The organism is Streptomyces caniferus (assembly GCF_009811555.1).
Lineage (GTDB): Bacteria > Actinomycetota > Actinomycetes > Streptomycetales > Streptomycetaceae > Streptomyces > Streptomyces caniferus.
In genome coordinates, this window is record NZ_BLIN01000003.1 from 280346 (window position 1) to 301520 (window position 21175).

Annotated in this window: 23 protein-coding genes; 10 read left to right on the forward strand and 13 right to left on the reverse strand. The window is 72.4% G+C overall.

All coding sequences use genetic code 11. The annotated features are described in order from the left end of the window. The first annotated feature begins 161 nt into the window (after positions 1-161). Positions 162-608: an RrF2 family transcriptional regulator gene (locus tag Scani_RS09925; protein ID WP_159472483.1), complete on the forward strand. Its 447-nt coding sequence runs from the start codon at positions 162-164 to the stop codon at positions 606-608. Positions 609-763: 155 nt separating this feature from the next. Next, positions 764-2047, forward strand: a complete 1284-nt coding sequence (locus Scani_RS09930) for a globin domain-containing protein (protein ID WP_159475649.1) — start codon at positions 764-766, stop codon at positions 2045-2047. 82 nt (positions 2048-2129) lie between these two features. On the opposite strand, the gene Scani_RS09935 is transcribed toward Scani_RS09930, so the two are convergent. Next, the gene (locus Scani_RS09935) at positions 2130-2567 is read right to left on the reverse strand and encodes a protein-tyrosine phosphatase family protein (protein ID WP_159472486.1); all 438 of its coding nucleotides are present in this window, start codon (positions 2565-2567) and stop codon (positions 2130-2132) included. Between the two features lie 69 nt (positions 2568-2636). Here Scani_RS09935 and Scani_RS09940 point away from each other — a divergent pair, with 69 nt between their 5' ends. After that, positions 2637-3170 (forward strand): GNAT family N-acetyltransferase, encoded by a 534-nt coding sequence (locus Scani_RS09940; protein WP_159472489.1) that lies wholly within the window; start codon positions 2637-2639, stop codon positions 3168-3170. 118 nt (positions 3171-3288) lie between these two features. Here Scani_RS09940 and Scani_RS09945 read toward each other — a convergent pair whose 3' ends face one another. Further along, positions 3289-4260: a PhzF family phenazine biosynthesis protein gene (locus tag Scani_RS09945; RefSeq protein ID WP_159472492.1), complete on the reverse strand. Its 972-nt coding sequence runs from the start codon at positions 4258-4260 to the stop codon at positions 3289-3291. A gap of 84 nt (positions 4261-4344) precedes the next feature. On the opposite strand from Scani_RS09945, the gene Scani_RS09950 reads away from it, so the two are divergent. Together Scani_RS09950 and Scani_RS09955 are read left to right on the forward strand one after the other, a co-directional pair. Beyond that, positions 4345-5247, forward strand: a complete 903-nt coding sequence (locus Scani_RS09950) for a LysR family transcriptional regulator (RefSeq protein ID WP_159472495.1) — start codon at positions 4345-4347, stop codon at positions 5245-5247. An 805-nt stretch (positions 5248-6052) separates the two neighbouring features. Continuing rightward, positions 6053-6967, forward strand: coding sequence for an alpha/beta fold hydrolase (locus tag Scani_RS09955; protein WP_159472498.1), 915 nt, complete (start codon positions 6053-6055; stop codon positions 6965-6967). Positions 6968-7035: 68 nt separating this feature from the next. Here Scani_RS09955 and Scani_RS09960 read toward each other — a convergent pair whose 3' ends face one another. After that, complete coding sequence (locus Scani_RS09960; protein ID WP_159472501.1) at positions 7036-8025, reverse strand: ornithine cyclodeaminase family protein; 990 nt, start codon at positions 8023-8025, stop codon at positions 7036-7038. A gap of 92 nt (positions 8026-8117) precedes the next feature. Continuing rightward, the gene (locus Scani_RS09965) at positions 8118-8660 is read right to left on the reverse strand and encodes a P-loop nucleotide/nucleoside kinase family protein (protein WP_159472504.1); all 543 of its coding nucleotides are present in this window, start codon (positions 8658-8660) and stop codon (positions 8118-8120) included. Between the two features lie 331 nt (positions 8661-8991). On the opposite strand from Scani_RS09965, the gene Scani_RS09970 reads away from it, so the two are divergent. Further along, on the forward strand, positions 8992-9249 hold the full coding sequence (locus tag Scani_RS09970; RefSeq protein WP_159472507.1) for a WhiB family transcriptional regulator: 258 nt from the start codon (positions 8992-8994) through the stop codon (positions 9247-9249). A 179-nt stretch (positions 9250-9428) separates the two neighbouring features. Further along, positions 9429-10088: an NADPH-dependent FMN reductase gene (locus Scani_RS09975; RefSeq protein WP_159472510.1), complete on the forward strand. Its 660-nt coding sequence runs from the start codon at positions 9429-9431 to the stop codon at positions 10086-10088. 93 nt (positions 10089-10181) lie between these two features. On the opposite strand, the gene Scani_RS09980 is transcribed toward Scani_RS09975, so the two are convergent. The 7 genes from Scani_RS09980 to Scani_RS10010 form a co-directional block, all read right to left on the reverse strand. Next, positions 10182-10400 (reverse strand): hypothetical protein, encoded by a 219-nt coding sequence (locus tag Scani_RS09980; RefSeq protein WP_159472513.1) that lies wholly within the window; start codon positions 10398-10400, stop codon positions 10182-10184. Further along, positions 10397-10804, reverse strand: a complete 408-nt coding sequence (locus Scani_RS09985) for a hypothetical protein (RefSeq protein ID WP_159472516.1) — start codon at positions 10802-10804, stop codon at positions 10397-10399. Before Scani_RS09985 ends, Scani_RS09980 begins: the two co-directional genes overlap by 4 nt. 52 nt (positions 10805-10856) lie before the next feature. Next, complete coding sequence (locus tag Scani_RS09990) at positions 10857-12347, reverse strand: sensor histidine kinase (protein WP_159472519.1); 1491 nt, start codon at positions 12345-12347, stop codon at positions 10857-10859. Further along, positions 12344-13054: a response regulator transcription factor gene (locus tag Scani_RS09995; protein WP_159472522.1), complete on the reverse strand. Its 711-nt coding sequence runs from the start codon at positions 13052-13054 to the stop codon at positions 12344-12346. The genes Scani_RS09990 and Scani_RS09995 overlap by 4 nt, the downstream gene beginning before the upstream one ends. 96 nt (positions 13055-13150) lie before the next feature. Continuing rightward, positions 13151-15400, reverse strand: a complete 2250-nt coding sequence (locus Scani_RS10000) for a xanthine dehydrogenase family protein molybdopterin-binding subunit (protein WP_159472524.1) — start codon at positions 15398-15400, stop codon at positions 13151-13153. Further along, positions 15397-16395 (reverse strand): FAD binding domain-containing protein, encoded by a 999-nt coding sequence (locus Scani_RS10005; RefSeq protein ID WP_159472527.1) that lies wholly within the window; start codon positions 16393-16395, stop codon positions 15397-15399. Before Scani_RS10005 ends, Scani_RS10000 begins: the two co-directional genes overlap by 4 nt. A 1-nt stretch (position 16396) precedes the next feature. Beyond that, positions 16397-16933: a (2Fe-2S)-binding protein gene (locus Scani_RS10010; RefSeq protein ID WP_246295677.1), complete on the reverse strand. Its 537-nt coding sequence runs from the start codon at positions 16931-16933 to the stop codon at positions 16397-16399. A gap of 143 nt (positions 16934-17076) precedes the next feature. Here Scani_RS10010 and Scani_RS10015 point away from each other — a divergent pair, with 143 nt between their 5' ends. The 3 genes from Scani_RS10015 (at position 17077) to Scani_RS10025 (ending at position 19825) form a co-directional block, all read left to right on the forward strand. Beyond that, positions 17077-17535, forward strand: a complete 459-nt coding sequence (locus tag Scani_RS10015; RefSeq protein WP_159472530.1) for an RrF2 family transcriptional regulator — start codon at positions 17077-17079, stop codon at positions 17533-17535. A 306-nt stretch (positions 17536-17841) separates the two neighbouring features. Continuing rightward, positions 17842-19119, forward strand: a complete 1278-nt coding sequence (locus Scani_RS10020; RefSeq protein WP_159472533.1) for an acyl-CoA dehydrogenase family protein — start codon at positions 17842-17844, stop codon at positions 19117-19119. A 187-nt stretch (positions 19120-19306) separates the two neighbouring features. Then, positions 19307-19825, forward strand: a complete 519-nt coding sequence (locus tag Scani_RS10025; RefSeq protein WP_159472536.1) for a hypothetical protein — start codon at positions 19307-19309, stop codon at positions 19823-19825. A gap of 135 nt (positions 19826-19960) precedes the next feature. On the opposite strand, the gene tgmB is transcribed toward Scani_RS10025, so the two are convergent. Together tgmB and tgmA are read right to left on the reverse strand one after the other, a co-directional pair. Further along, positions 19961-20890 (reverse strand): ATP-grasp ribosomal peptide maturase, encoded by a 930-nt coding sequence (gene tgmB / locus Scani_RS10030; RefSeq protein ID WP_159472539.1) that lies wholly within the window; start codon positions 20888-20890, stop codon positions 19961-19963. 8 nt (positions 20891-20898) lie between these two features. After that, positions 20899-21090 carry a putative ATP-grasp-modified RiPP gene (tgmA, locus tag Scani_RS10035; RefSeq protein WP_030079154.1) on the reverse strand — a complete coding sequence of 64 codons (192 nt, stop codon included), beginning with the start codon at positions 21088-21090 and terminating at the stop codon, positions 20899-20901. Between the last annotated feature and the right edge of the window lie 85 nt (positions 21091-21175).

Here is a 21175-nt window from a genome sequence, read left to right on the forward strand (position 1 = left end):
CCTGGGGCCCCGCGCCCTCGCACCGCTGTGCCGTCGCCTTCCCGGCGGCCCCCGCGCGCCCGCCTCTCCTCCTCCCCCTGTGCACACCTCCATCGCCCCCGCCCAGCCCCGCACGAACGCCTAAATTGGCATCTTGGATACCACTTATATAGAGTGCAGGGGTGCGACTCACCAAGAGCACCGATATCGCCCTCCGTATCGCCATGCGCCTCGCGGTGCTCGGCGACACGGACGACGCCCCCACCACCCGCGCGGTGGCGAGCGCCGTCGTCGTGCCGTACACCCACGCCGCCAAAGTGGTGAGCAAGCTCCAGCACCTCGGCGCCGTCGAGGCGCGGCGCGGGCGGGGCGGCGGGCTGACGCTGACAGCCGCGGGGCGTACGGGTTCGCTCGGGCAGTTGGTGCGCCAACTGGAAGGGGAAGACGACGTCGTGGGCTGCGAGGACGACCCGCCCTGCCCGCTGCGTGGCGGCTGTCGACTGCGCGGTGCACTGAGGGCGGCACAGGAGGCCTTCTACTCCTCGCTCGATCCGCTCTCGATCGCCGACCTGATCGAAAGCCCGACCGGCCCGCTCCTCCTCAGTCTGACACCCCGCCCCACGGACTGAGCGCCCCGGCCTCGGACGGGCGTCGCCGCACTGCGGGCCCCGCCCCTGACCACTCGCCCCAGCGCCACCCCACGGCCAGTCGGCCCCGAAAATACGAATCTCACATGCCACTTTCATTACCTTCCCCCTCCCCCTCCAGGAATCCGGAGCTGTCGATGCTGTCGCCGAAGTCCGCCGAGACCGTACGTGCCACCCTCCCCGCCGTGAGCGGAGCCATCGGTGAGATCACGACGCTCTTCTACGAGAAGCTGTTCACCTCGCACCCCGAGTTGCTGCGCCACCTCTTCAACCGCGGCAACCAGGCCAACGGCAGTCAGCAGCAGGCTCTTGCCGGAGCCGTCGCCGCCTTCGCCCGCCATCTCCTGGAGCACCCGGACAGCCGGCCGGATGCCATGCTCACGCGGATCGCACACAAGCATGCCTCTCTCGGGGTGCGTCCCGACCAGTACCCGGTCGTGCGGGAGCACCTCTTCGCGGCCATCGCCGAGGTGCTCGGCGATGCGGTGACCGACGAGGTGGCAGCGGCCTGGGACGAGGTCTACTGGCTGATGGCCCATGCCCTGATCGCCGTCGAGAAGCGGCTCCTGGCGGAGGCGGGTGGCCCGGAGGGCGAGGTGTGGCGTCCCTACCGCGTAGCGGCCCGCATCGAGGAGACCGAGGACGTCGCGACCTTCCTCCTGCGTCCGGCCGACGGCGCGCCCCTCCCCCCGTCCCGCCCCGGCCAGTATGTCTCCGTACAGGTCCAACTCCCCGACGGGGCACGGCAGATACGGCAGTACAGCTTGTCCGGGCAGCCGGACGGCGGGCTGCAGATCTCCGTGAAGCGGGTGTCGGCCGACGGGCGGCCCGGCGCCCCGTCCGACGACCCCGCGGGCGAGGTCTCCGGCTATCTGCACGCGCATATCCACGGCGGAGAGACCCTGCGCGTGAGTCCGCCGTTCGGTGAGGTGGTGCTCTGTGACGACGGCGAGGGACCCCTGCTCTTCGCCTCGGCGGGTATCGGGTGTACGCCGATGGTCGCCATGCTCTCGCACCTCGCCGCCACCGGCTCCCGACGCCGCGTCATCGCCGCCCACGCCGACCGGTCGCCTGCCACCCATCCGTTCCGTACGGACCTCCACCGGCTCACCGGCAAACTCGCCGACGCGACGGCGGAACTCTGGTACGAAGAGGGAGTTCGACCCGAGGAAGGGCTCCGGCACGAACTGCCTGACGGTGCAGGGGAAGCGGAGCCGCAGGCGGGCGCCGATGCGGTGGATTCGGTCACCGTGCGCACGGGGCTCATGGATCTGACGCAGATCGCCGTTCCGGCCGGTACCACCGCCTACCTCTGCGGGCCGGTGCCCTTCATGAAGGCGGTACGTGCCCAGCTCCTGGCCTCGGGCGTACCCGCCTCGCGCATCCACTACGAGGTGTTCGGTCCGGATCTCGGGCTCTAGGGTCTGGGCGCCGCCTCGGGCGAACGGGGCAGCCGCCGCGGCTCGCCGGCAACGGCCGGTTCCGCTGCGGCGGCCGGCCGCTCTACGCGCCGTCGGCGAAGCGCCGCACGTAACGTCGCTGCCAGGGGGTTTCCACGGCGCGAGGGTGATAGTGCCGGCGGACGAAGGCCACGGCTCGATCCGCCGGCACCCCGTCGAGAACAGCCATACATGCCAGCGCTGTTCCGGTCCGCCCGCGCCCGCCGGCGCACGCCACCTCGACGCGTTCGTCCGCCGCCCGGGTCAGCGCCTCCTCGAACATGAGGCGAGCCTCGCGACGGTCCTTGGGGAGACGGAAGTCGGGCCAGCGCAGCCATCGCGCGTCCCACTCGGTCGACGGAGGCTGCTTGTCGAGCAGATAGAGCGCGAAGGTGGGCGTCGGCCCTGGGGGAAGCGGGTGGCGCAGGCCTCGGCCGCGCACCAAGGCGCCCGAGGGGAAGGGCATCACTCCTGACTCCGACGCGCTCCAGTTCTCTGTCATACGCGGCACCCTAGCGAGCGCGCGGGCCGGGCATTGCCTGCCGTCGGCGCGCACCGCATGATGCGGAGAATGACAACGAACCCTCCTTCCACCTCGCCCGCCGTGGTGCGGCTGACGCAGTACTCGACAGCGGAGCTGCGCGAGATCGCCGGGGACGACGATGACCCCTTCGGTGTCTCCGGGGCCGGTCTGACATGGCTGCCCAAGCAGGAGCACTTCGGCATCAGACGGGACGGCCGCCTCGTGGCGCACACCGGTCTGGTGACACTGCCCCTTGCGGTCGGGGAGGCCGAGACGGAAGTGGTGGGCTTCGGCGGGGTGGTCGTCGCTCCCGAGCTGCGGGGACACGGGCTGGCCCGGCTCGTGGTCACCGCCGCTCTGGAACACGCCCGTACGACGGGACCGCAGTACGGGCTCCTCTTCTGCCGGCCGCACCTGCTCGCCCTCTACCAACGTCTCGGCTGGCGGACGCTGGAGGAGGACGTACACGTCGAACAGCCCGACGGGCCCGCGCTCATGCCGCTGCGGACCATGTGGATCCCCCTGCGCGACGGGGTGCACTGGCCGAGCGGGCCGGTACGCCTGCGCTCCCTCCCCATGTGATCAGCGCCCCTTGCCCGCCCCTCCTGGGCGGGGTCCGTCGGTGACGGTCTCGTGGCCGCCGAACGGTGCGGTCGGCGGCCACGGCCCTCGGCCCCGGCCCCGCCGCACCGCCCCCGGCTCAGCGCTCCGGCGCCGGAAGGGGAACAGCCGTCCCCGTTACCCGCACCCGCGGGTCATCGGGCCGGAGGTCGACGTAGAGATCGCTGGGCCGGCCCATGTCCTCGCCCTGCCGGATGTGCACCCGCAGGGGCTCCGTCACCAGTCCCAGGGTGCGCAGGTATCCGCCGAAGGCCGCGGCGGCGGCGCCGGTTGCCGGGTCCTCCACGACGCCGCCGACCGGGAAGGGGTCCCGGGCGTGGAAGTCGAGGCGGTCGGGGGCCGCGCGGTGGACGAGGTGCACGGTCGTCCAGCCGTGCTGCCGCATGATGTCGTGCAGCGCGTCGAAGTCGTAGTCGAGGGCGGCCAGTCGTGCCCGGCTCCGGACGCCCAGGACGAGATGGTCGTTGCCCGCGAAGGCGACGTGCGGCGGGAGGCCGTCGTCCAGGTCGTCGCGGCTCCACTGCAGGGCCCGCAGCACCGGGTCGACCTGGGTGCTGTCCTCGGCCGGGCGGGAGTGCGCCGGCACGCTGGTGAGCGTGGCCCGGACCAGTCCGTCGACGAGGCTCGTCCCCACCCCGATCTCGCCCACGGGGGTGTCGAACCGCAGCTCACCGGTTCCGGTGCGGGAGGCGAGGGCCACGGCCGTGGCGATCGTGGCGTGTCCGCAGAAGGCGACCTCGGCGCGCGGGCTGAAGTACCGCAGCCGGTAGCGGCGGGCAGCGCGGTCGTGGGCCGTGACGAAGGCGGTCTCCGAGTACCCGACCTCCGCGGCCACGGCGAGCATCCGCGCGTCGTCGAGGGCTTCGGCGTCGAGCACCACACCGGCCGGGTTGCCGCCCGCCGGGTCGGTGGTGAAGGCGGAGTACCGCAGGACGTCGACGGTGTCCGGGCTCCGGGGGGCGTCGGAGTTCTCGACGGAGGCATCCGGGCCGTCGACGGTGACGGTGTCCGGGCGCGGGCCCGGTGCGGTGGGGGACGTGTGCGTGGTCATGGCTCCACGATGACAGCGCGAGCCGATCGCGTCCAACGATGACCTTCGCTCGACTCCATCGACAATCGCGATAGCGTACGTCCGGTGGACACCAGACTTCTGCGTACGTTCGTGACCCTCGCCAGAGCGGGCAGCTTCACCGCCACGGCCCGCGCGCTCCATCTGGCCCAATCCACGGTGACGGTCCAGATCCGCACCCTGGAAAAGGAGTTGGGGACCCCGCTGTTCGACAGGATGCCGTCGGGGACGGTCCCGACCCGGGCCGGGCTGCGGCTGCTGGAAGAGGCGGAAGAGGTGCTCGACGCGGTGGCCCGGCTCCATGCGACGGCCGCGGCCGGGCAGCGCGACGCGGCAGGCGGGACGATCGAGGGCCGGGTCGCCGTCGGCGCGGGTGATTCGCTGTGCTCCTCACGGCTGCCCGCGGTGATCGCGTCTTTGCGACGCACCCACCCTCGCCTGGACGTCGAACTGCACTCCGCCGGAACGGCAACGGCGGTGGACGGACTGCGTACCGGCCGGCTCGACATCGCACTGTTGCTGGAGCCGGAGGTGGCCGAGAGCGATCTGCTGGCCCGCAGGATCGCGGACGAACCGCTGGCGTACGTGGCGGCGCCCGGCCATCCGTTGGCCGGACGGGCAGCGGGCTGGGAGGAGTTGGCGGGCGAATGCTTCTTCGTCCACGAGGAGGGGTGCTCGTACAGTGACCGGCTGGTCCGCACGCTGCTGGGCCTGCCCGGTGCCCGGCCCCGGATCACCCGGTTCGGCAGCATCGATGCCGCCCGGTCGTGCGTCGCGGCCGGTCTCGGTCTGACGTTGCTCCCGCGGGCGACCGTCGAACGCCACCTCCACGAGGGCCGGTTGACGGTGGTGGACGGCCCGGAGGCCCCGCCCGTGCCCGTGCAGCTCGTCCGGCACCGGAGGCGGTGGTTCGCGCCGGGTGCGCAGATCGTGGCCGACGAGCTGACGCGCACGTTCGCGGCGGCGTGAGCAGTCGCGCAGGACGCGCGGGCTCGTCTCCCCTCCCCTTCGGCTCAGGAGCCCCACGAGAGTTCGGTTTTGTCCTTCGTCCGCGTGGAGGCCCGGCGCGTCGTTTGGACAGTCCGCGGGCCTCCGACACCGTGAGGTCGTGCGCCCACTACTCCTTCGCCTCGCCGCAGCGGCGGTCGTCGTCCTGGCCACCAGCAGCTGTGTGTCCCTTCCGGCCGACGGTCCCTTGCATGCGCCCGGTCGCGCACCGGGTGGCCGCACGGTCGCGCCGGCCCGGCCCTCGCCCGTGCTGCAGCCCACGCAGGGCTCGTCGCACGAGCAGTTGGTGGATGTCGCGTCCGTCCGGCGGAAGCCGAAGCGGCATGCGAAGTTACCCACGGCAGGTGCCGCTCACCGGCACGCGGCCCCAATGCACCGACGGCAACGGCCCCTGGGCCGGGCGCTGCCCCGCCCCGCCCGTGCCACGCAGCCGAGGCCGCGTCCGGTGCCGGTACGTACGACGCCCCGGCATCGGCACCCCGCGGCCGCGGCTCACAGGGAGCTCCCGCGGGCGTCGCGGCCCCGGCAGACCGTCGACGCCGGCATCGTGTGCCGGATGGCCTCCGGCCGCGTCCGTCCGGACCTTCTGCGGCTGTGCCACCGGACGTACGGTCGCTGACGAGCCGGGGGCGTGCGTCGGCACACGCTCCCTGGGGAGCGGTTACGGCGACAGGAAATCCCTGATCTGCCGCGCACAGTCGAGCCCCGGGTCACCATGGGCGTAAACCGCTTGCCAGCGGTCATCGCGGCTGACCAGGATGGCGCCATGCCTGCCTTCACCGCTCTCGACGGGACCGAACTCGCCTATCACGTGGTGGGCGAGGGCGAACCGCTGCTCTGCTTGCCGGGGGGACCGATGCGCGCCTCGGCCTACCTGGGCGATCTCGGCGGACTGTCGAAGCACCGGCGGCTTGTCATGCTCGACCTGCGGGGCACGGGCGACTCGGGTGTTCCGGTCGATCCGGCCGACTACCGCTGCGACCGGCAGGTGGCCGATGTGGAGGCCCTCCGTGAGCACCTCGGGCTGGAGTGCGTCGATCTGCTCACGCACTCGGCGGGTGGCGATCTCGCCCTTCTCTACGCGGCTCGGTACCCGCAGCGCATCCGCACGCTCACCCTGATCACGGCACGGGCCCGCGCCCTCGGTGTCGACTTCACGGAGGAGCACCGTCGGGAGGCGGCCGCACTGCGGACGGCCGAGCCCTGGTTCGGTGCCGCGGTCGAGGCCTATGAAAAGGTCTGGGCCGGTGTGGCGAGCGATGACGACTGGGATGCCGTTGCGCCCTTCTTCTACGGCCGCTGGGACGCAACCGCCCAGGCGCACGCGGCGACCGAGGTGACGCAGAGCAATGACGAGGCCGCGGAGGTCTACGCGTCCTCGGGCGCCTTCGAGCCTGATGTGACCCGCGCCGCCCTCGCGGCATGGGAGGCCCGGGTCCTGGTTCTCGCAGGTGAGCTGGACAGCGGCCCGCTTCCCCGCGTCGCGGCCGGCATCGCGGAGTTGTTCCCCCGGGCGGAACTGGTCGTCCAGCCGGGCGCGGGCCACTTTCCGTGGCTCGACGATCCCCACGGCTTCTCCCGGACCGTCGCGGCGTTCCTCCACGGCGGCTGCGCGGAGACCGGGGAGCGGGTCGGACCCGCAGGTGGTGACGTCATCGCCACGCCCGTTCGACGGGAATGAGTGCGCCGCCCTGGAAGTGGCCGGATATCGCTGCGCGGTGCGGTGGGGCTCGCCGCGGCAGGTGGGGGTCACTCCAGCCGGATGTCCGTCCCCACCGACCGTTCGCGGGCAGCGGCGACGATCAGGGCCGCGGCCGCGGCGTCCTGCACGGCCACTCCGACGGATTTGTAGAGGGTGATCTGGTCCCGTGAGGAGCGGCCCGGCTTGCTGCCGGCGAGAAGTTCGCCCAGTTCGGCGTGCACATGTGCTTCGGTGATGACGCCGTCGCGAAGAGGGTGCAGCAGATCGTTGCTGCCCGCGGGGAAGGGCGCGAGTGCGGCCTGCCGTGACTCGACGCACACCAGTGCCTCGGCCACCGTGGCGTCGTCGATCTCCCGGCCGGCCGGGTTGAAGCCCACCGAGGTCACATGCACGCCCGGGGTCAGCCAGGAGCGGCGGATGACGGGGTCGACGGCGTGGGTGGTCGCGGCGGCGATCTCCGCGCCGTCGAGTGCCTCGGCGTAGGTGGCGGTCGCCTCGGCGGGGACGTGGAGTACGCGGGACAGGTCGTCGGCCAGGGCGGCCGCCTTCGCCCGGTCGCGGCCCGCCACCCGGATCTGCCGGATCGGCCGGACCCGGCACATCGCCTCGGCGTGTGACCGGGCCTGCGCCCCCGTGCCGAGGACCGCCAGCACCGAGGCGTCCTCGCGGGCCAGCAGGCGGGCCGAGAGCGCCGAACCGGCGGCGGTGCGCGCCGCGGTGAGGGCGGTGCCGTCCAGCAGCGCTGCGGGTTCTCCGGTGTGCGGATCGAAGACGACGATCAGCGCCTGGTGGGTCGGCACGGGGGTGCCGCCGTTGTGCGGGAAGACGGAGACCAGCTTGCTCATGAGCACCCCGGCCGACGGCACGAAGCCCGGCATGGCGGCCAGGAAACCGTCCCGTTCCGGCACCAGGGCGGCAACGCGGTCCGGCGCACCAGCGCGTCCGGCGCTCAGGTCCGTCATGGCCGACGCCAGGGCGTCGATCAGCGCATCCAGGTCGAGCAGCTCCTCGACCTGCGAACGCCCGAGTACCAGCATCCGTCTCCACCTCCTGATCACAGCGGTCCGGCCGACGTTACGCCGACCGTGGCGGCGGTCGCAGCCCCCTGCGTGTCGCGTTCGACGAACGATCAGCGGGCGGCGGCGAGCAGCGCCGCAAGGGCGGGTACGTCGACCGGCTTCGTGGTGTCCACCCGGTGGACCGCACCGAGGCCGAGGGGCTCGGCGCCGCGGGCCCACAACTCCCATTCGCCGTCGGAGGCGCCGGTGCGCTCGCCGTGCACCGGGTGCCGGCCGGCGGCACGGGCGGCGAAGCGGGACCGGGCGACCTCGAGCGGCACCTCGCACCACACCTCGCTCACCGTCGTCACTCCGGCCCGCCGCAGTCCGGACCGGACGGTGGGACGCAGAGGTGCGAGCCACGGGCTCTCCAGGACGGCCGCGCCGCGTGCGTCGGCCACCAGCGTCCACAGACTCTCGCCCGCCGCGGCGCCCAGCATGCGGCTCCACTCACGCGAGGTGCACCGGGGCGGGCGCACCGCTCCGAGGCTGTCCGCCAAGGTCTCCTTGAGCGCGTCCTTGCTGAACAGCGGCAGCCGCAGCTCGTCCGCCAGAGCGCGCGCAAGCGTCGTCTTCCCGGCTCCGGGCAGGCCGTTGACGAGCACAGTCACCATGGCGCGACCCTAGCGCCGGGACGACCACGGGGTAACGGGACTCGGATGCGCGGTCGTCGGCGGCGGTCCGGCCGTATGCATCGGGCTGCGCGGTGCGGGAGTGCCGGGCCGAGCGGAGGGTAGCCGGTGTGGCAGCCGTGGGCAATGGGGCGTCCGCCGCGCCGGGGCGGATCGCGCCGGTTGGCGTGAGCGGTGCATTGCGGGCCCAGGATCGGGCACGCGAGGACAACAGGATGGCCGGGTACGGCAGTTGAGCAACTGAGCGGGCAGCCCCGGCGCCTCGCCGTAAGGGACTCGCCCGCGCCCGGCCGCGGACATTCGGAGGTATTCCATGGACTGGCGCCATGACGCGGTATGCCGCGAAGAGGACCCGGAGATCTTCTTTCCGGTCGGCAACACCGGCCCCGCGCTCCTGCAGATCGAGGAGGCCAAGGCCGTCTGCCGCCGCTGCCCGGTGATGGGGCAGTGCCTGCAGTGGGCGCTCGAATCCCGGCAGGACGCGGGTGTCTGGGGCGGGATGAGTGAGGACGAGCGGCGCGCGATGCGGCGTCGGGCCGCCCGGAACCGGGTGCGCAGCGCCTCCGTATAGGGGGCGTGCGTGCCCGCACCGGTCCCGGCCCGTTGCGGCGGTCGTGGAGCGGGCCGGGACATGGCGTGGTGGGTACCGGGTGCGCCGCCTGTGCGCCTGTACGCTTTCGACACCCCGGGCGGTGGCCGTGTGTCTGCGGCAACGGGCACGCGCTCTCCTGTGCCGGAAGGACGGTCCCCATGCCCACGGATGCACACCCCGGACCCCTGCGCGTTCTGGTGCTCGGCGCCGCGCTGCGGGCCGGGTCGAGCAACGCCCGGCTGGCTTCCCTCGTGGGCCACATGATGACCGCGGCCGGCGCCGTGGTGGACCTCGCCGCGATGCGGGAGTTCGACATGCCGCTCTACGACGGCGATGCCGAGGCCGAAGGCGGTGTGCCGGACGGTGCGCTGGCGCTGCGGGACCGGCTGGAGCGGTGCGACGCCTTCGTGCTCGCCTCTCCCGAGTACAACGCGTCGGTGCCGGGCGTCGTGAAGAACGCGATCGACTGGGTCTCGCGCATCCGGCCGCAGCCGTTCAAGACCAAGCATGCGCTGCTGGTCTCCGCCTCCCCGTCGCTGGTCGGCGGCAACCGGGGGCTGTGGGCGCTGAGGGTTCCGCTGGAGCACCTCGGCACCCGGGTCTATCCGGACATGTTCAGCCTCGCCGCGGCCCATCAGGGGTTCACCGAGGACGGGCAGCTGACCGATCCCGCGCTGCAACAGCGTCTGGAGGAGACCGTCACGGCCTTCCTCCGTCTTGTCGAGGCCGATGCGCGCTATGTCTGTCTGCAGCGCCGGTGGTACGAGTTCCCGGGAGACCGTACCGGGGCTGCCGTCACCCAGCGCGCGGAGGACTGAGCCGGACCGGCCCGAGCGCACCGGGGCGGCGCGCTCGGGCAAGGGGGCGGCGGGGCCGTGTCGGCGCACCGTACGCGCACCGTGTGCGGCCTCTCAGCGATCCGCGGCCGCATCGGAGTCCGCGGCGGCCGCCGCGCTCTCGGCACCGTCCACCAGCTTGCGCATGTCCGACAGGTCGGCGGGCGCGGAGGTCGACGGTGTCGCGTGCGGGGCGTCGCCCTCGGCGCGCACGCCGTTGCCGCATCCGGCGACGAGCCCTCCGCACACCAGGGTGATCGCCACGAGCACGGCGGCCTGTCCCGTTCGGGTCACGACGAGGCCGCGTTGTGCTGGGTGCGGCACCAGGTGGCGACCTTGGCGAGGTCCTTCTGCCGCTGCTGGAGCATGGGCACGAGGGACTTGCGGTGGGTGAGCTTGTGGTTGAGGAACGTCTCGATCTCGGTGTGCCCGGCGGCCTTCGCCTTGCTCACCCGCTTCTCCAGGCGGGCGACGGAGCCACGGACCCCTTCCTTGCCCTGGAGACGCTGAAGCGCCCTGTGGAGGCGCTTTTCGATCCTCGGGGCGCGCTTGCACAGCGCCTGCGCGCCGTCTCCGGTGCGGGCCTTGGCGGAGGCGGACGGTGCCGGGGTGCTGTCCGCGGCGGCGGCGGTGCCTGCGACACCGAGCAGGGCTGTCGCGACAGCCACCGAAGAGAGAGCGATGCTCCGGGTACGCATGAAGGTCCTCCTCACGAGCGTGGCGGGCACGGTGCCCGTCCGCGAGGAGAAGTTAGGGATGTTCTTTGTGGAAACCTTGTGGCCGCTTCGCAGGGTCGGCCAGCCAGTCCCGGTGCGCGGGCAGTGCCGGGTGCACCGGACGGTGGGCGGGCGCGGCGGGGAAGACGGCCTCGAAGCGGGCGCCCCGGCCTCCGGGACCGTCCAGCACCCGCAGCTTCGCCCGGTGCAGGGCGGCCTGCTGCGCGACCAGGGTGAGGCCGAGCCCGGAACCCGGGCTGTCGGGACGGCGCTGGAACCGCTGGAAGACCGCCTCCCGGCGCTGGTGCGGCACCCCCGGACCGCGGTCCTCGACGCCGAGGACGACGCAGGGGGAGCCCTCGTGCCCGGCGGCGCGGAGGGAGAGCGTCACCTGGGCTCCGCCATCGGCGGACCGGCCGTGGACCAGCGCGTTCGTCAGGAGGTTGGTCAGCATCGAGCGCAGGCCGGGCTGCCATCCGTGGATCGTCGGCGCCGGGCTGCTGTGGACCGCCACCTCGGCTCCCGGATAGCGGCGCCGGACGTCCGCCGCGGCCTCGTCGGCGAGTTCCGCCATGTCGATGACGGTGAACGAGTCCGCCTCGACCAGATCGCCCTGGGCGAGCGCTCTCAGCATCACCAAGAGGCCCAGCAGACGGGCGTGTTCCTGTCGCAGATCCTCCACCGTCTCCGCCCGGTCGGCGGCGTCGAGGTCCTGGAACGCCTCCAGGATGTCGAGATTGGTCTGCATGCTCATCAGCGGGGTGCGCAGCTCGTGGGACGCGGCGGCGGAGAACGAGCGCGCCGAGGCCAGCGCCTCGGCGGTGCGGGCGGCCTGTTCGTCGTAGCGGGTCAGGAAGGTCTGCAGAGTCCGGGCGAGGTCGTCGACCTCGGTGATCCGGGTCGGGGCGTGGTCCAGCCGGGCGGCGCTGGTGTGCGGGTCGAGCCGGCCGGCCGCCTGCTGCAGGCGGCGCAGCGGCCGGGCCGCGCGGGCGGCGAGCAGCCAGGCCGCGGCGCCGGCCAGCGGAGCGGCGAGCAGTGCGACGGTGACCACCCGGCGGCGCACCGCTACGAGCTGGGCCTCGCGCGCCGTGTCGGGGGAGAACAGCCACAGCGTCCCGTGCACCCGGGGGCCGCCGGTGACCGGGACGGCCAGCACCCGCCAGCTCTTGCCCTGGGACCGCACGGTGGACGGGTGACGGGTTTGCGCGGGCAGGGGGACGGATGCGGCAGGCTGCGGGCCGTCCATGACGGTGGTGTCGGGGCCGGTCAGCCGGATGCCGACGTCCAGGGCCGTGGTGAACAGCTTCCGCTGGCGGGCCTGTTCGGCGCGGGGCCGGTCGTGGGAGCTGGCGCGCAGCAGGCCGCGGGCCACCACGGCCACGCTCTGCGCACGGGCGGTGAGACGCTCGTCCGCCTGGGTGCGCAGATCCTTGCCCACCAGCTGCACCAGGAGCCAGCCGGACACCACCACCAGCAGCGGCACCACCATCCCGACCACGAGCGCGATCCGGGTGGACAGCCTCATCGCGCCGCCCCGTCCTCGTCGTCCCGCAGCACGAAGCCGACGCCGCGCACCGTGTGCACGAGCCGGCTGCGCCCGCCGGCTTCCAGCTTGCGCCGCAGATAGCTGACGAAGGTGTCCACGGCGTCGGTGCGCACCTCGAAGTCGTAGCCCCATACGCGTTCCAGCAGCTGGTCGCGGGTCAGCACCTGCCCGGCGTTGCGGGCCAGGACTTCCAGCAGTGCGAACTCGCGTCGCGTCAGTACGATCTCCCGGTCGTCGAGCCGTGCGCGGTGGGCCGCCGTGTCGAGCGCCAGACCGCCGACGTGTACGGCGTCGGTGGGGGCGGGCGGCCGGCGCCGCAGCAGCGCGTGCAGGCGCAGCACCAGCTCGTCCAGGGCGAACGGCTTGACGAGGTAGTCGTCCCCGCCGGCCTGCAGTCCGGCGACCCGGTCGGTGACCTCGTCGAGCGCGGAGAGCATCAGCACGGGCAGGTCGTCGCCGTTCTCCCGGAGCTGCCGGCACACCGCGATGCCGTCGAGGTCGGGCATCGAGATGTCGAGGACCATCACGTCCGGCGGCGCCTCGGCCATCCGCTCCAGCGCGGCCCGGCCGCCCTCCGCCAGCCCCACGGTGAAGCCGTTCAGGCGCAGCCCGCGCCCTAGCGACCGCCGGATCGCCGCGTCATCGTCCACCAGCAGCACCCGTCCGGTACTGCTTTGTCCGTACATGTTCGCCTCCGTGGTGACCGCCGCCTGACGGCATCATCCGTCATGGGCTCCGGGGGCGGTCAGCCACGGTCCGGGGTCTGTGAGGCGAGGGCGGCCCTACAGCAGGTGTTCGATCCTGATCGGCAGTTCCCTGGCGCGGTATCCGGTCGCGTGGAAGACGGCATTGGCGATGGCGGCCGCGGCGCCGACCATGCCGACTTCTCCGAGGCCCTTGACGCCCAGCGGATTCACGACCGTGTCCGTCACTTCCACGAACTCGACGGCGACGTCGGGGGCGTCCGCGTTGACCGGTACCAGGTACTCCCCCAGGCTCGCGTTCGCCCAGCGGCCGTCGCGGGGATCGACCACGGTGCCCTCCAACAGCGCCTGGCCGATTCCCCAGAGCATGCCGCCCATGGCCTGGCTGTGGGCGGTCCTGGCATTGAGGATCCGGCCCGGGGCGAAGGCGCCGACCATCCGGCGCACGCGGACGATACCGAGGTCCGGGTCGACGGCGACCTCGGCGAACTGCGCGCCGAAGGTGGCGAGCCCGTACGGCACGTCCGGGGGCGGCGGGCTCCAGCTGCCGAGCGCGTCCATGTCCGTCATGAAGTGACGCTGCATCAGGTCGCGGTAGGACTCACCGCTGGCGGGCCGGTCCCGGAGCTCCATCCGCCCGGCATGGACGACGACGGCGGCCGGGTCCGCCTGGTGCAGCGGGGAGTCGGGGTCGGCGATCGCCTGCTCGATCAGCTGGTCGCGGAGCGTGGTGGCCGCGGTGTGCACCGCCGCGCTGATCATGCCGGCACCTGCCGAGCCGACCGTCGCCGCGACGTTCGGCAGGTCGGTGTCGCCGTACTCGAACCGGACGTTCTCCAGGGAGACCCCCAGGCCGTCGGCGGCGACCTGGGTCATCGCGGTGGCCGATCCGGTACCGAACTCCTGGGTGCCGCACTGCACCACGGCGGAGCCGTCGGCGTAGAGACGGGCCCGGGCCCGTTGCGGCTGCATGGGGAAGAACACCGGGTAGCCGGCGGTGGCCATGCCCGTCCCGATGAGCCAGTTGCCGTCCCGCCGGGAGCGGGGTTCGGGGTTGCGGGACTGCCAGTCGAAACGGGCCGCGCCGCGGCGGTAGCACTCGTGGGCACCGTCGCTGGACCACGGGTGGCCGGTGTTGGGGTCGGACTCGGCGTGGTTGCGCAGCCGCAGTTGCACCGGGTCGACGCCGATGCGGTACGCGAGCTCGTCCATCAGGCATTCCAGGGCGTACATGCCCGTGGTCTCGCCCGGCCCGCGGGTGAAGGTGGGCGTCATGGTGTTGCTGCGGACCAGCCGGTAGACACCCTCGTAGTTGGGGCAGGCGTAGGCCTGCGAGGCGATGCTGAGCGAGGGTTCGGCCCAGTCGTCGAAGGGCGAGGTCAGCGAGAGCTTGTGGTGCCGCAGGGCGGTGAGCCGGCCGTCGTCCGTGGCGCCGATCTCGAGGTGCTGCTCCTGCTCCTCGCGGTGGCCGCACGAGGTGAACATCTGCTCGCGGGTGAGTGCCAGCTTGACGGGGCGCCGCACATGGCGCGCGGCCATGGCGGCCAGGGTGACGTGCGGCCAGATCATGGCCTTGCAGCCGAATCCCCCGCCGACGAACGGAGCATGGACCCGCACCTTCGACGGCGGGACGCCCAGCAGCGCCGCCACGGTGTTCTGACTCGCCACGATGCCCTGGGTGGCGTCGTAGAGGGTGAGCCGGTCGCCGTCCCAGACCGCCGTGGTGGCCGACGGCTCGATGGGATTGTGGTGGTTCGCCGCGAAGTGATACGTCGCTTCGAGTCGTTGGGTCGCGGCCTGGAAACCGGCCGCGACATCTCCGCGCACACTGCGTGCCGGGAGGAACCCCGCGAAGATCGCCTCGGGTTCGTAGGCCTGGTCCCGGCCCTCGTCGAGGGTGGTGGTGGAGGCGCTCCGCTCGTAGTGGGCATGGACCTGCCGGGCCGCGAACTGGGCGCGTTCGTACGAGTCGGCGATCACCATGGCCACGGGTTGTCCGAAGTAGTGCACGGCCTCGTCCTGCATCGGGAAGAAGCTCTCCCCGGGGGCCGCGTGGCCGGCCAGGGAGGGAAGCAGGTGGGGCGGGCCGGCGATTTTCGGCAGGTTCCGGTGCGTCAGCACGGCGAGCACACCGTCCGCGTTCTCCGCTGCCCTGGTATCGATGTCGGTGATCCGTCCGCAGGCCGTCCGGGCGCCGACGAGCGCGGCGTACACGGTGCCGGGCGGGGTGTACTCCGCCGCGTAGCGGCCGCTTCCGGTGACCTTGGCGGGACCGTCGACGCGGGTGAGCGGCCGGCCGACGGCCGTGAGGGTGGCGCCGGTGGTCATGCTGTTCCGCCTCCTCGTGCGGCAACGGTCTGCAGGGCACGGATCACCGTCCGCCGGGCGAGTTCCGCCTTGAACGCGTTCATCGGGCGGGTGACGGCGGGGGCGAGCTCCGCGGCCGCGGCCCGTGCGAACACGTCCTCATCGGCACGCTGCCCGACGAGGGCCTCCTCGGCCCGGCGGGCGCGCCACGGCTTGGTCGCCACGCCGCCGAGGGCGAGCCGGACCTCACGGATCACCCCGTCCTCCAGTGCCAGCGCCGCCGCTGCCGAGGCGAGCGCGAACTCGTAGGACTCCCGGTCGCGCACCTTGAGGTAGAGCGATCCGCGCGCCACGGGAGCCGGGGGCACCTCGATCGCGGTGATCAGTTCACCGGGGGTGAGGGGGTGCTCCCGCTCGGGTGTGTCGCCCGGGAGCAGGAAGAAGTCGTCGACCGGGATGCTGCGGGAGCCATGGGCGCCCTCCACGTGCACGACGGCGTCCAGGGCGACGAGCGCGACGGCCATGTCCGAGGGGTGGGTGGCAATACAGTGCTCGCTGGTGCCGAGGATCGCATGACCGCGGTGGACGCCCTCCAGGGCGGAACAGCCGCTGCCGGGAACGCGTTTGTTGCAGGCGGATTCGGTGTCGCGGTAGTAGGCGCAGCGCACGCGCTGCATGAGATTCCCGCCCATGGAGGCCATGTTCCGCAGTTGGGCGGAGGCCCCGAGAAGCAGCGCCTGGGAGAGCATCGGGAAGCGCTCCACGACGGCCCGCGCCTCCGCGACCTCGCTCATCCTGGCCAGCGCGCCGATGACCAGTCCCCCGTCGGACCGGTTCTCGATCCCGGCCAGGGGCAGCCGGTTGATGTCGACCAGGCGATGGGGCCGCAGCACGTCCAGCCGGAGCAGGTCGACTTCCGTGGTGCCGCCTGCCAGGTAGGAGCTCCCGGGGTCGCTGGTCACCGCCGCGACCGCTTCGGTCACCTCCGTCGCGCGGGTGTAGCTGATGGCACGCACGTCACTGTCCTGCCTTCCGGTCGCGCACTTCGCGGATGGCGGAGCGGATATGGGGATAGGCGGCGCACCGGCAGATGTTGCCGCTCATCCACTCGGCGATCTCACTGTCGGAGCGGGCGTGTCCCTCGTCCAGGAGAGCGACAGCCGACATGATCTGCCCGGGGGTGCAGTACCCGCACTGGAAGGCGTCGTGCTCCAGGAACGCGCGTTGCATCGGATGCAGTTCGTCGCCCTCGGCGAGACCTTCGACGGTGGTCACGTCCCGGCCCTCGCAGGTCACGGCCAGGGTGAGACAGGCCAGTACCCTGCGCCCGTCGACCCAGACCGTGCACGCCCCGCAGGTTCCCTGGTCACAGCCCTTTTTGGAACCGGTGAGAGCCATGTGCTCACGCAGGGCGTCCAGCAGGCTCACCCGGGGTTCCAGATCCAGAACGTGCGAGACGCCGTTGACGACGAGGTCCACTTCCACGCTGTCGGGCCCTCGCGTTTCCATGGCCGAGGACGGGGCCACGGATATGGACGCGCCTTTGTCTGCCACGACACTCACCTCGGAGTCGATGCCGTACGTCGAGCCTCCGTCCCCTCGTCCGGGCTCGCAACCGGACGAGGGGTGTGCCGAGCGAGCGGGCCGGGGTGCACCCGGAGCTTCCGGGCCCTGCCCCTTACGGGATAATGCGGAGCATGCGGATCTCAGCCAGAGCGGACTATGCCGTGCGGGCGGCGCTGCAACTCGCCACCGCCCGGGAGGCGGGGCCGCTCAAGGCGGAGGCCATCGCCCACGCCCAGGACATTCCGCATAAATTCCTCGAAGGCATCCTGAACGACATGCGCCGGGGCGGGCTCGTCCACAGCCAGCGCGGCGGCAACGGCGGCTACCGGCTGGCCAAGCCCGCGGAGGAGATCAGCATCGCGGATGTCATCCGCGTCGTGGACGGCCCGCTGGTATCGGTACGCGGCGTCCGCCCGCCGGAGTTGTCCTACACCGGCCCCGCCGAGTCGCTGCTCCCGCTCTGGGTCGCCCTGCGGGCCAACGTCCGTCAGATCCTCGACGGCGTATCGCTGGCCGATGTCGCCTCGGCCGAGCTGCCGGCCCCGGTGTCCGCACTGACCGAGGACCCCGCCTCCTGGGCCAATCCGTAGGACGTGTGCGGACACACCCCGGCGCCACGACGAAGCGTGCGGCTCGGCGGGTAGCGGTCCCGTACTTCCGGAGAGCGCCGCGACCTAGCGGTCCGGATGCCAAGACCGGCTTGTCCATCCCTTGAACGCCCCTTGATCCGCCCGCAGTCCGGACGCATCCTCTTTCCTATCAATCCAGTGGGAAAACTGGGGAAGCCGGAGGCGGGTGAAGTGGGCGTGCGGATTCCGGTGGGTTGCGTTCCTCCGGGCGGCGGCCCGCTCTCCCTGCGCGTGCCGGAGACACCCGACAGGACGGTGAACGGCGCAATGCCGAGGAAATCCGCAGCACGGCCCGCCCGTACGGAGGACCGCACAGAGGTCGACCCCCTTGCCGACGAGGGAATCCGGCTCCGGGTGACCCGGGAGGTCGCGGACGATCTCGCCGTCGACGCCCTCAGCCGCGACCGCGCGGGCAAGCCTCCGTTCGACGAGGTCGCCCGGCTGCGCGAGGCGGGGCTGCCCGCGCTGCTGGCACCGCCCGGCGCTGCTCGGCGCGGCACCGACTGGCGCACCGCCTGCGCCGTCATCCGGGAGATCGCGGCGGCGGACGGCTCCATCGGTGAACTGCTGGGCCGGCACTATGCGTTGTCGTGGAGCGCACGGTTCTTCAGCACCCCGGAAAGGGCCGACGCTCTCGAACTCCGGGCGGCGGCCGGGCAGTGGCTCTGGGGCGGGTGCACCGATGTCCCGGACGCGGAGCCGACGGCGGGTCCCGACCTGACGCTCACCCCGGTCGACGGCGGATACCTGCTCCACGGGTACAAGACGCTCGCGGCGGGCGTCCAGGTCGCCGACCGGCTGGTGCTCGGCGCGGTATGCGCCGACAGCGGTGAGTCGGTGATCGTATGTGTCGACCCGTCCCGCCCGGGGGTGTCGGCCGATACCGAGCACGACCGCCTCGGCCAGCGGCTCGCCGGCGCCGGCGGTATCGGCTTCGACGGCGTCGCCCTGACCGCCGACGAGGTGCTCGGCGCGGTCCCCCGCGACGAGCACGCCGTCTCCCCCTTCGCCACGCTCGCCCCGCTGGCGATGCGGCTCGCCCTCGTCCACGTCGGTCTGGGGACCGCCGAAGGTGCGCTGGCCGAGGCACGGGACCTCAACCGGGCCGCCCCGCGCGGCCGGACGGCGCCGGGCCCGGACGAGGGCACGTACCCGGACCGGCCGGGCGCGGATCCCTACCTCCTTCTCGCGTACGGGGAACTGGTGACGGCCGCCCACACCGCAGCGGCGGTGGTCGAGTCGGCGACCGAGGCGCTGGCACGGGGTCTTCTCGCGGGGCAGGAGCTCGGGGTGGACGAGCGCGCGGACATCGCGGTCCTCGTCGCCGCGGCCGAGGCCGTCACCGGCAGGGCGGCGATGGACATCACCACCCGCGTCCTGGAACTCACCCAGGGCGCCGGCTCCCCGGCCGGTGCCCTGGGATTCGACAGGTTCTGGCGCAACGCACGCATCCTGACGGCGCGGGCCTCCGCCACCCACAGCCTCCGCGACATCGGCGACCACTATCTCAACGGCACGCACCCCGCCCTGACCTTGCATGCCTGACACCGCTGCCGCCCGCCGGGCGGAGGCCGCGGTTCCGTGCCGCGCCACGGGACCGCGCCGCCGCGGTGCGGAGGTGATTCGCCGGGACGGTCGGCGCAGCTTCGAACGGTTCCGCCCCGGGGGCTGCTACATCTCGTGTGTGCCTCCCGGAGCGGGGGCAGCCCGGTCGGTCCTGTGAGGTGGCGCCTTGTCCGTAATTCGCAACGATTCCCTGCCACCGCCCAGACGGGGGGAGCCCCTGCAGCGGTTGCTGTTCGGCGGGGTCTACGGATCGGTGCTCGCCAGCGCGCTGGCGGCCGCGCTGGGCCATGAAGGCACACCGGCCGATCCCGGGTACGACGCGTTGTGGGTGGCGCTGTCGGCCGTGGCGTCGGCCGCGGCGCACGGCTACGCCCACTCCATCGCGCACCGGACGGACGAGGACACCCAGGTCACCGCCGGCGCCGTGCGTTCGATGCTGACCGAATGGCCGCTGGTGGCCGCGATGGTGCCGACGATCGCGGTGCTGCTCGGCGCCCAGGCGAAGTGGTGGGGCGAGGCGAGCGCGATCGACGTCGCCCTGGGCTTCAATATGGTGGCGCTGTTCGGCTGGGGGGTGTGGGCGGCCCGGGTGGCGGGCCGGGGCTGGACGGGTTCCTTCCGGGTCGGTGGCGTGGATGTGCTGATCGGGCTGTTCATCGTGGTGGCGAACGTCTTGAGCAAGTAGCGGGCAGGGGACGGCGATGGGTGCCCGGAGCGCGCCGTACTGGAGCGTCGGCGCGCCGGGACCACGGGACGCGAGGAAGCGACGCGGGCGCGGCATCGCGGGACCGTGGTCCCGCGGCCGGCCGCCGCTCCGGGGTCAGGTGAGGGATTCCACCGCCAGCCAGGTGGCGATGGCCTGCGCAATGGGCTGGTCGGTCTCCAACTGGACGAAGCCGAACTGGCCGCCCTGGTTGCATTCGAGGAACCACCATGCCCCGTCGGGGTCCTCGGCGAAGTCAAAGGCACCATAGGCAAGTCGGGCGGTGTTCATATAGCTGCTCACCGCCCGTTCGACGGAGTCCGGCACCTCGGCAGGTTCCCAGGTGCCGTGCTGGGTGAAACGGCTGTCCACCTCTTCGGGGTCGGCCTTCTTGCGGGCGGCGAAGAGATGCTCGCCGACGCAGGTCAGTCGGATGTCGGCCTCCTTGCGGATGTGCTGCTGGAGCAGGGTCGGGCCGGCCGCGACCCCGCTGAAGTCCGCGTCCGGGCTGATGCGCGTGGTGGGCAGCACCAGGGGCGGGTCGCCGGGGTGTTTTCCGCTGACCGATTTCACCACGAGGTCCTGGTGGACGGCGGCGAACTGCCGGGCGACGGCCGGGAACGTGGTGATCAATGTGGGGGGTACGAGGAAGCCGCTGTGGTGGGCGATATGGAGCTGCCACGGCTTGTTGCGTGCCTGCACGGACGCCACGGGATGGTTCATCCAGCGCGCCGGGGTGCAGGCGAGCATGCCGTACAGCGCCTGTTCGGACTCGGCCGTGATCCAGGCGGACTGTTCCGGGGCGCGCGCCCCGGGGGTGCCGGGGCGGCGGACCCATACCGAGCGCAGACTGCTGAGGCTCACCATGCGTTCGCCCGCTTTGAGATATCCGTGGAAGTCGTTGCCGGCGTACTCGGCCGACAGGGCGACTTTCCCCGGCAGGTCGGCGGGGTCGAGGCGGACGAGCGGGACCCCGAGGTCCTGCAGCGTCGACACCACGATGTCCGCCGTCAAATCTTCCTCGCAGGTGAGGACCAGGACGGTCATTTCGGCGCTCAGTCGTCGAAGTGGGTCTTGGAACCAGCGGTGGAAGCGGTGGTTCCGGTTGCCAGCAGCACCGCCCGGCTACAGGTGGCCGGGCGGCCGTCCGGGAGGACGTTGAGTTGCCGTGTGGCGTCATAGCTGTAGGGGGTGGTGGTCGGTGATTTCACCGCCGGACGGGCGTAGCTCAACGCAAACGGTCGCATACCTTCTCCTTCGAAGCCCGGTTTCTGAGCCCTTGGTACGGGGCACACTTGTGGGCCCCGTTTGATGACTCTGCACGGAAGACGC

Excerpts from the sequence above, each read along its gene's own strand:
- Scani_RS09985 (WP_159472516.1), bottom strand. The coding sequence starts at position 10,804 with ATGCGTACCCGGAGCATCGCTCTCTCTTCGGTGGCTGTCGCGACAGCC.
- Scani_RS09995 (WP_159472522.1), bottom strand. The coding sequence starts at position 13,054 with ATGTACGGACAAAGCAGTACCGGACGGGTGCTGCTGGTGGACGATGAC.
- Scani_RS09975 (WP_159472510.1), top strand. The coding sequence starts at position 9,429 with ATGCCCACGGATGCACACCCCGGACCCCTGCGCGTTCTGGTGCTCGGC.
- Scani_RS10015 (WP_159472530.1), top strand. The coding sequence starts at position 17,077 with ATGCGGATCTCAGCCAGAGCGGACTATGCCGTGCGGGCGGCGCTGCAA.
- Scani_RS09945 (WP_159472492.1), bottom strand. The coding sequence starts at position 4,260 with ATGACCACGCACACGTCCCCCACCGCACCGGGCCCGCGCCCGGACACC.
- Scani_RS09970 (WP_159472507.1), top strand. The coding sequence starts at position 8,992 with ATGGACTGGCGCCATGACGCGGTATGCCGCGAAGAGGACCCGGAGATC.
- Scani_RS09990 (WP_159472519.1), bottom strand. The coding sequence starts at position 12,347 with ATGAGGCTGTCCACCCGGATCGCGCTCGTGGTCGGGATGGTGGTGCCG.
- tgmB (WP_159472539.1), bottom strand. The coding sequence starts at position 20,890 with ATGACCGTCCTGGTCCTCACCTGCGAGGAAGATTTGACGGCGGACATC.
- Scani_RS10000 (WP_159472524.1), bottom strand. The coding sequence starts at position 15,400 with ATGACCACCGGCGCCACCCTCACGGCCGTCGGCCGGCCGCTCACCCGC.
- Scani_RS09930 (WP_159475649.1), top strand. The coding sequence starts at position 764 with ATGCTGTCGCCGAAGTCCGCCGAGACCGTACGTGCCACCCTCCCCGCC.
- Scani_RS09965 (WP_159472504.1), bottom strand. The coding sequence starts at position 8,660 with ATGGTGACTGTGCTCGTCAACGGCCTGCCCGGAGCCGGGAAGACGACG.
- Scani_RS09935 (WP_159472486.1), bottom strand. The coding sequence starts at position 2,567 with ATGACAGAGAACTGGAGCGCGTCGGAGTCAGGAGTGATGCCCTTCCCC.
- Scani_RS09955 (WP_159472498.1), top strand. The coding sequence starts at position 6,053 with ATGCCTGCCTTCACCGCTCTCGACGGGACCGAACTCGCCTATCACGTG.
- Scani_RS09960 (WP_159472501.1), bottom strand. The coding sequence starts at position 8,025 with ATGCTGGTACTCGGGCGTTCGCAGGTCGAGGAGCTGCTCGACCTGGAT.
- tgmA (WP_030079154.1), bottom strand. The coding sequence starts at position 21,090 with ATGCGACCGTTTGCGTTGAGCTACGCCCGTCCGGCGGTGAAATCACCG.
- Scani_RS09940 (WP_159472489.1), top strand. The coding sequence starts at position 2,637 with ATGACAACGAACCCTCCTTCCACCTCGCCCGCCGTGGTGCGGCTGACG.
- Scani_RS10020 (WP_159472533.1), top strand. The coding sequence starts at position 17,842 with ATGCCGAGGAAATCCGCAGCACGGCCCGCCCGTACGGAGGACCGCACA.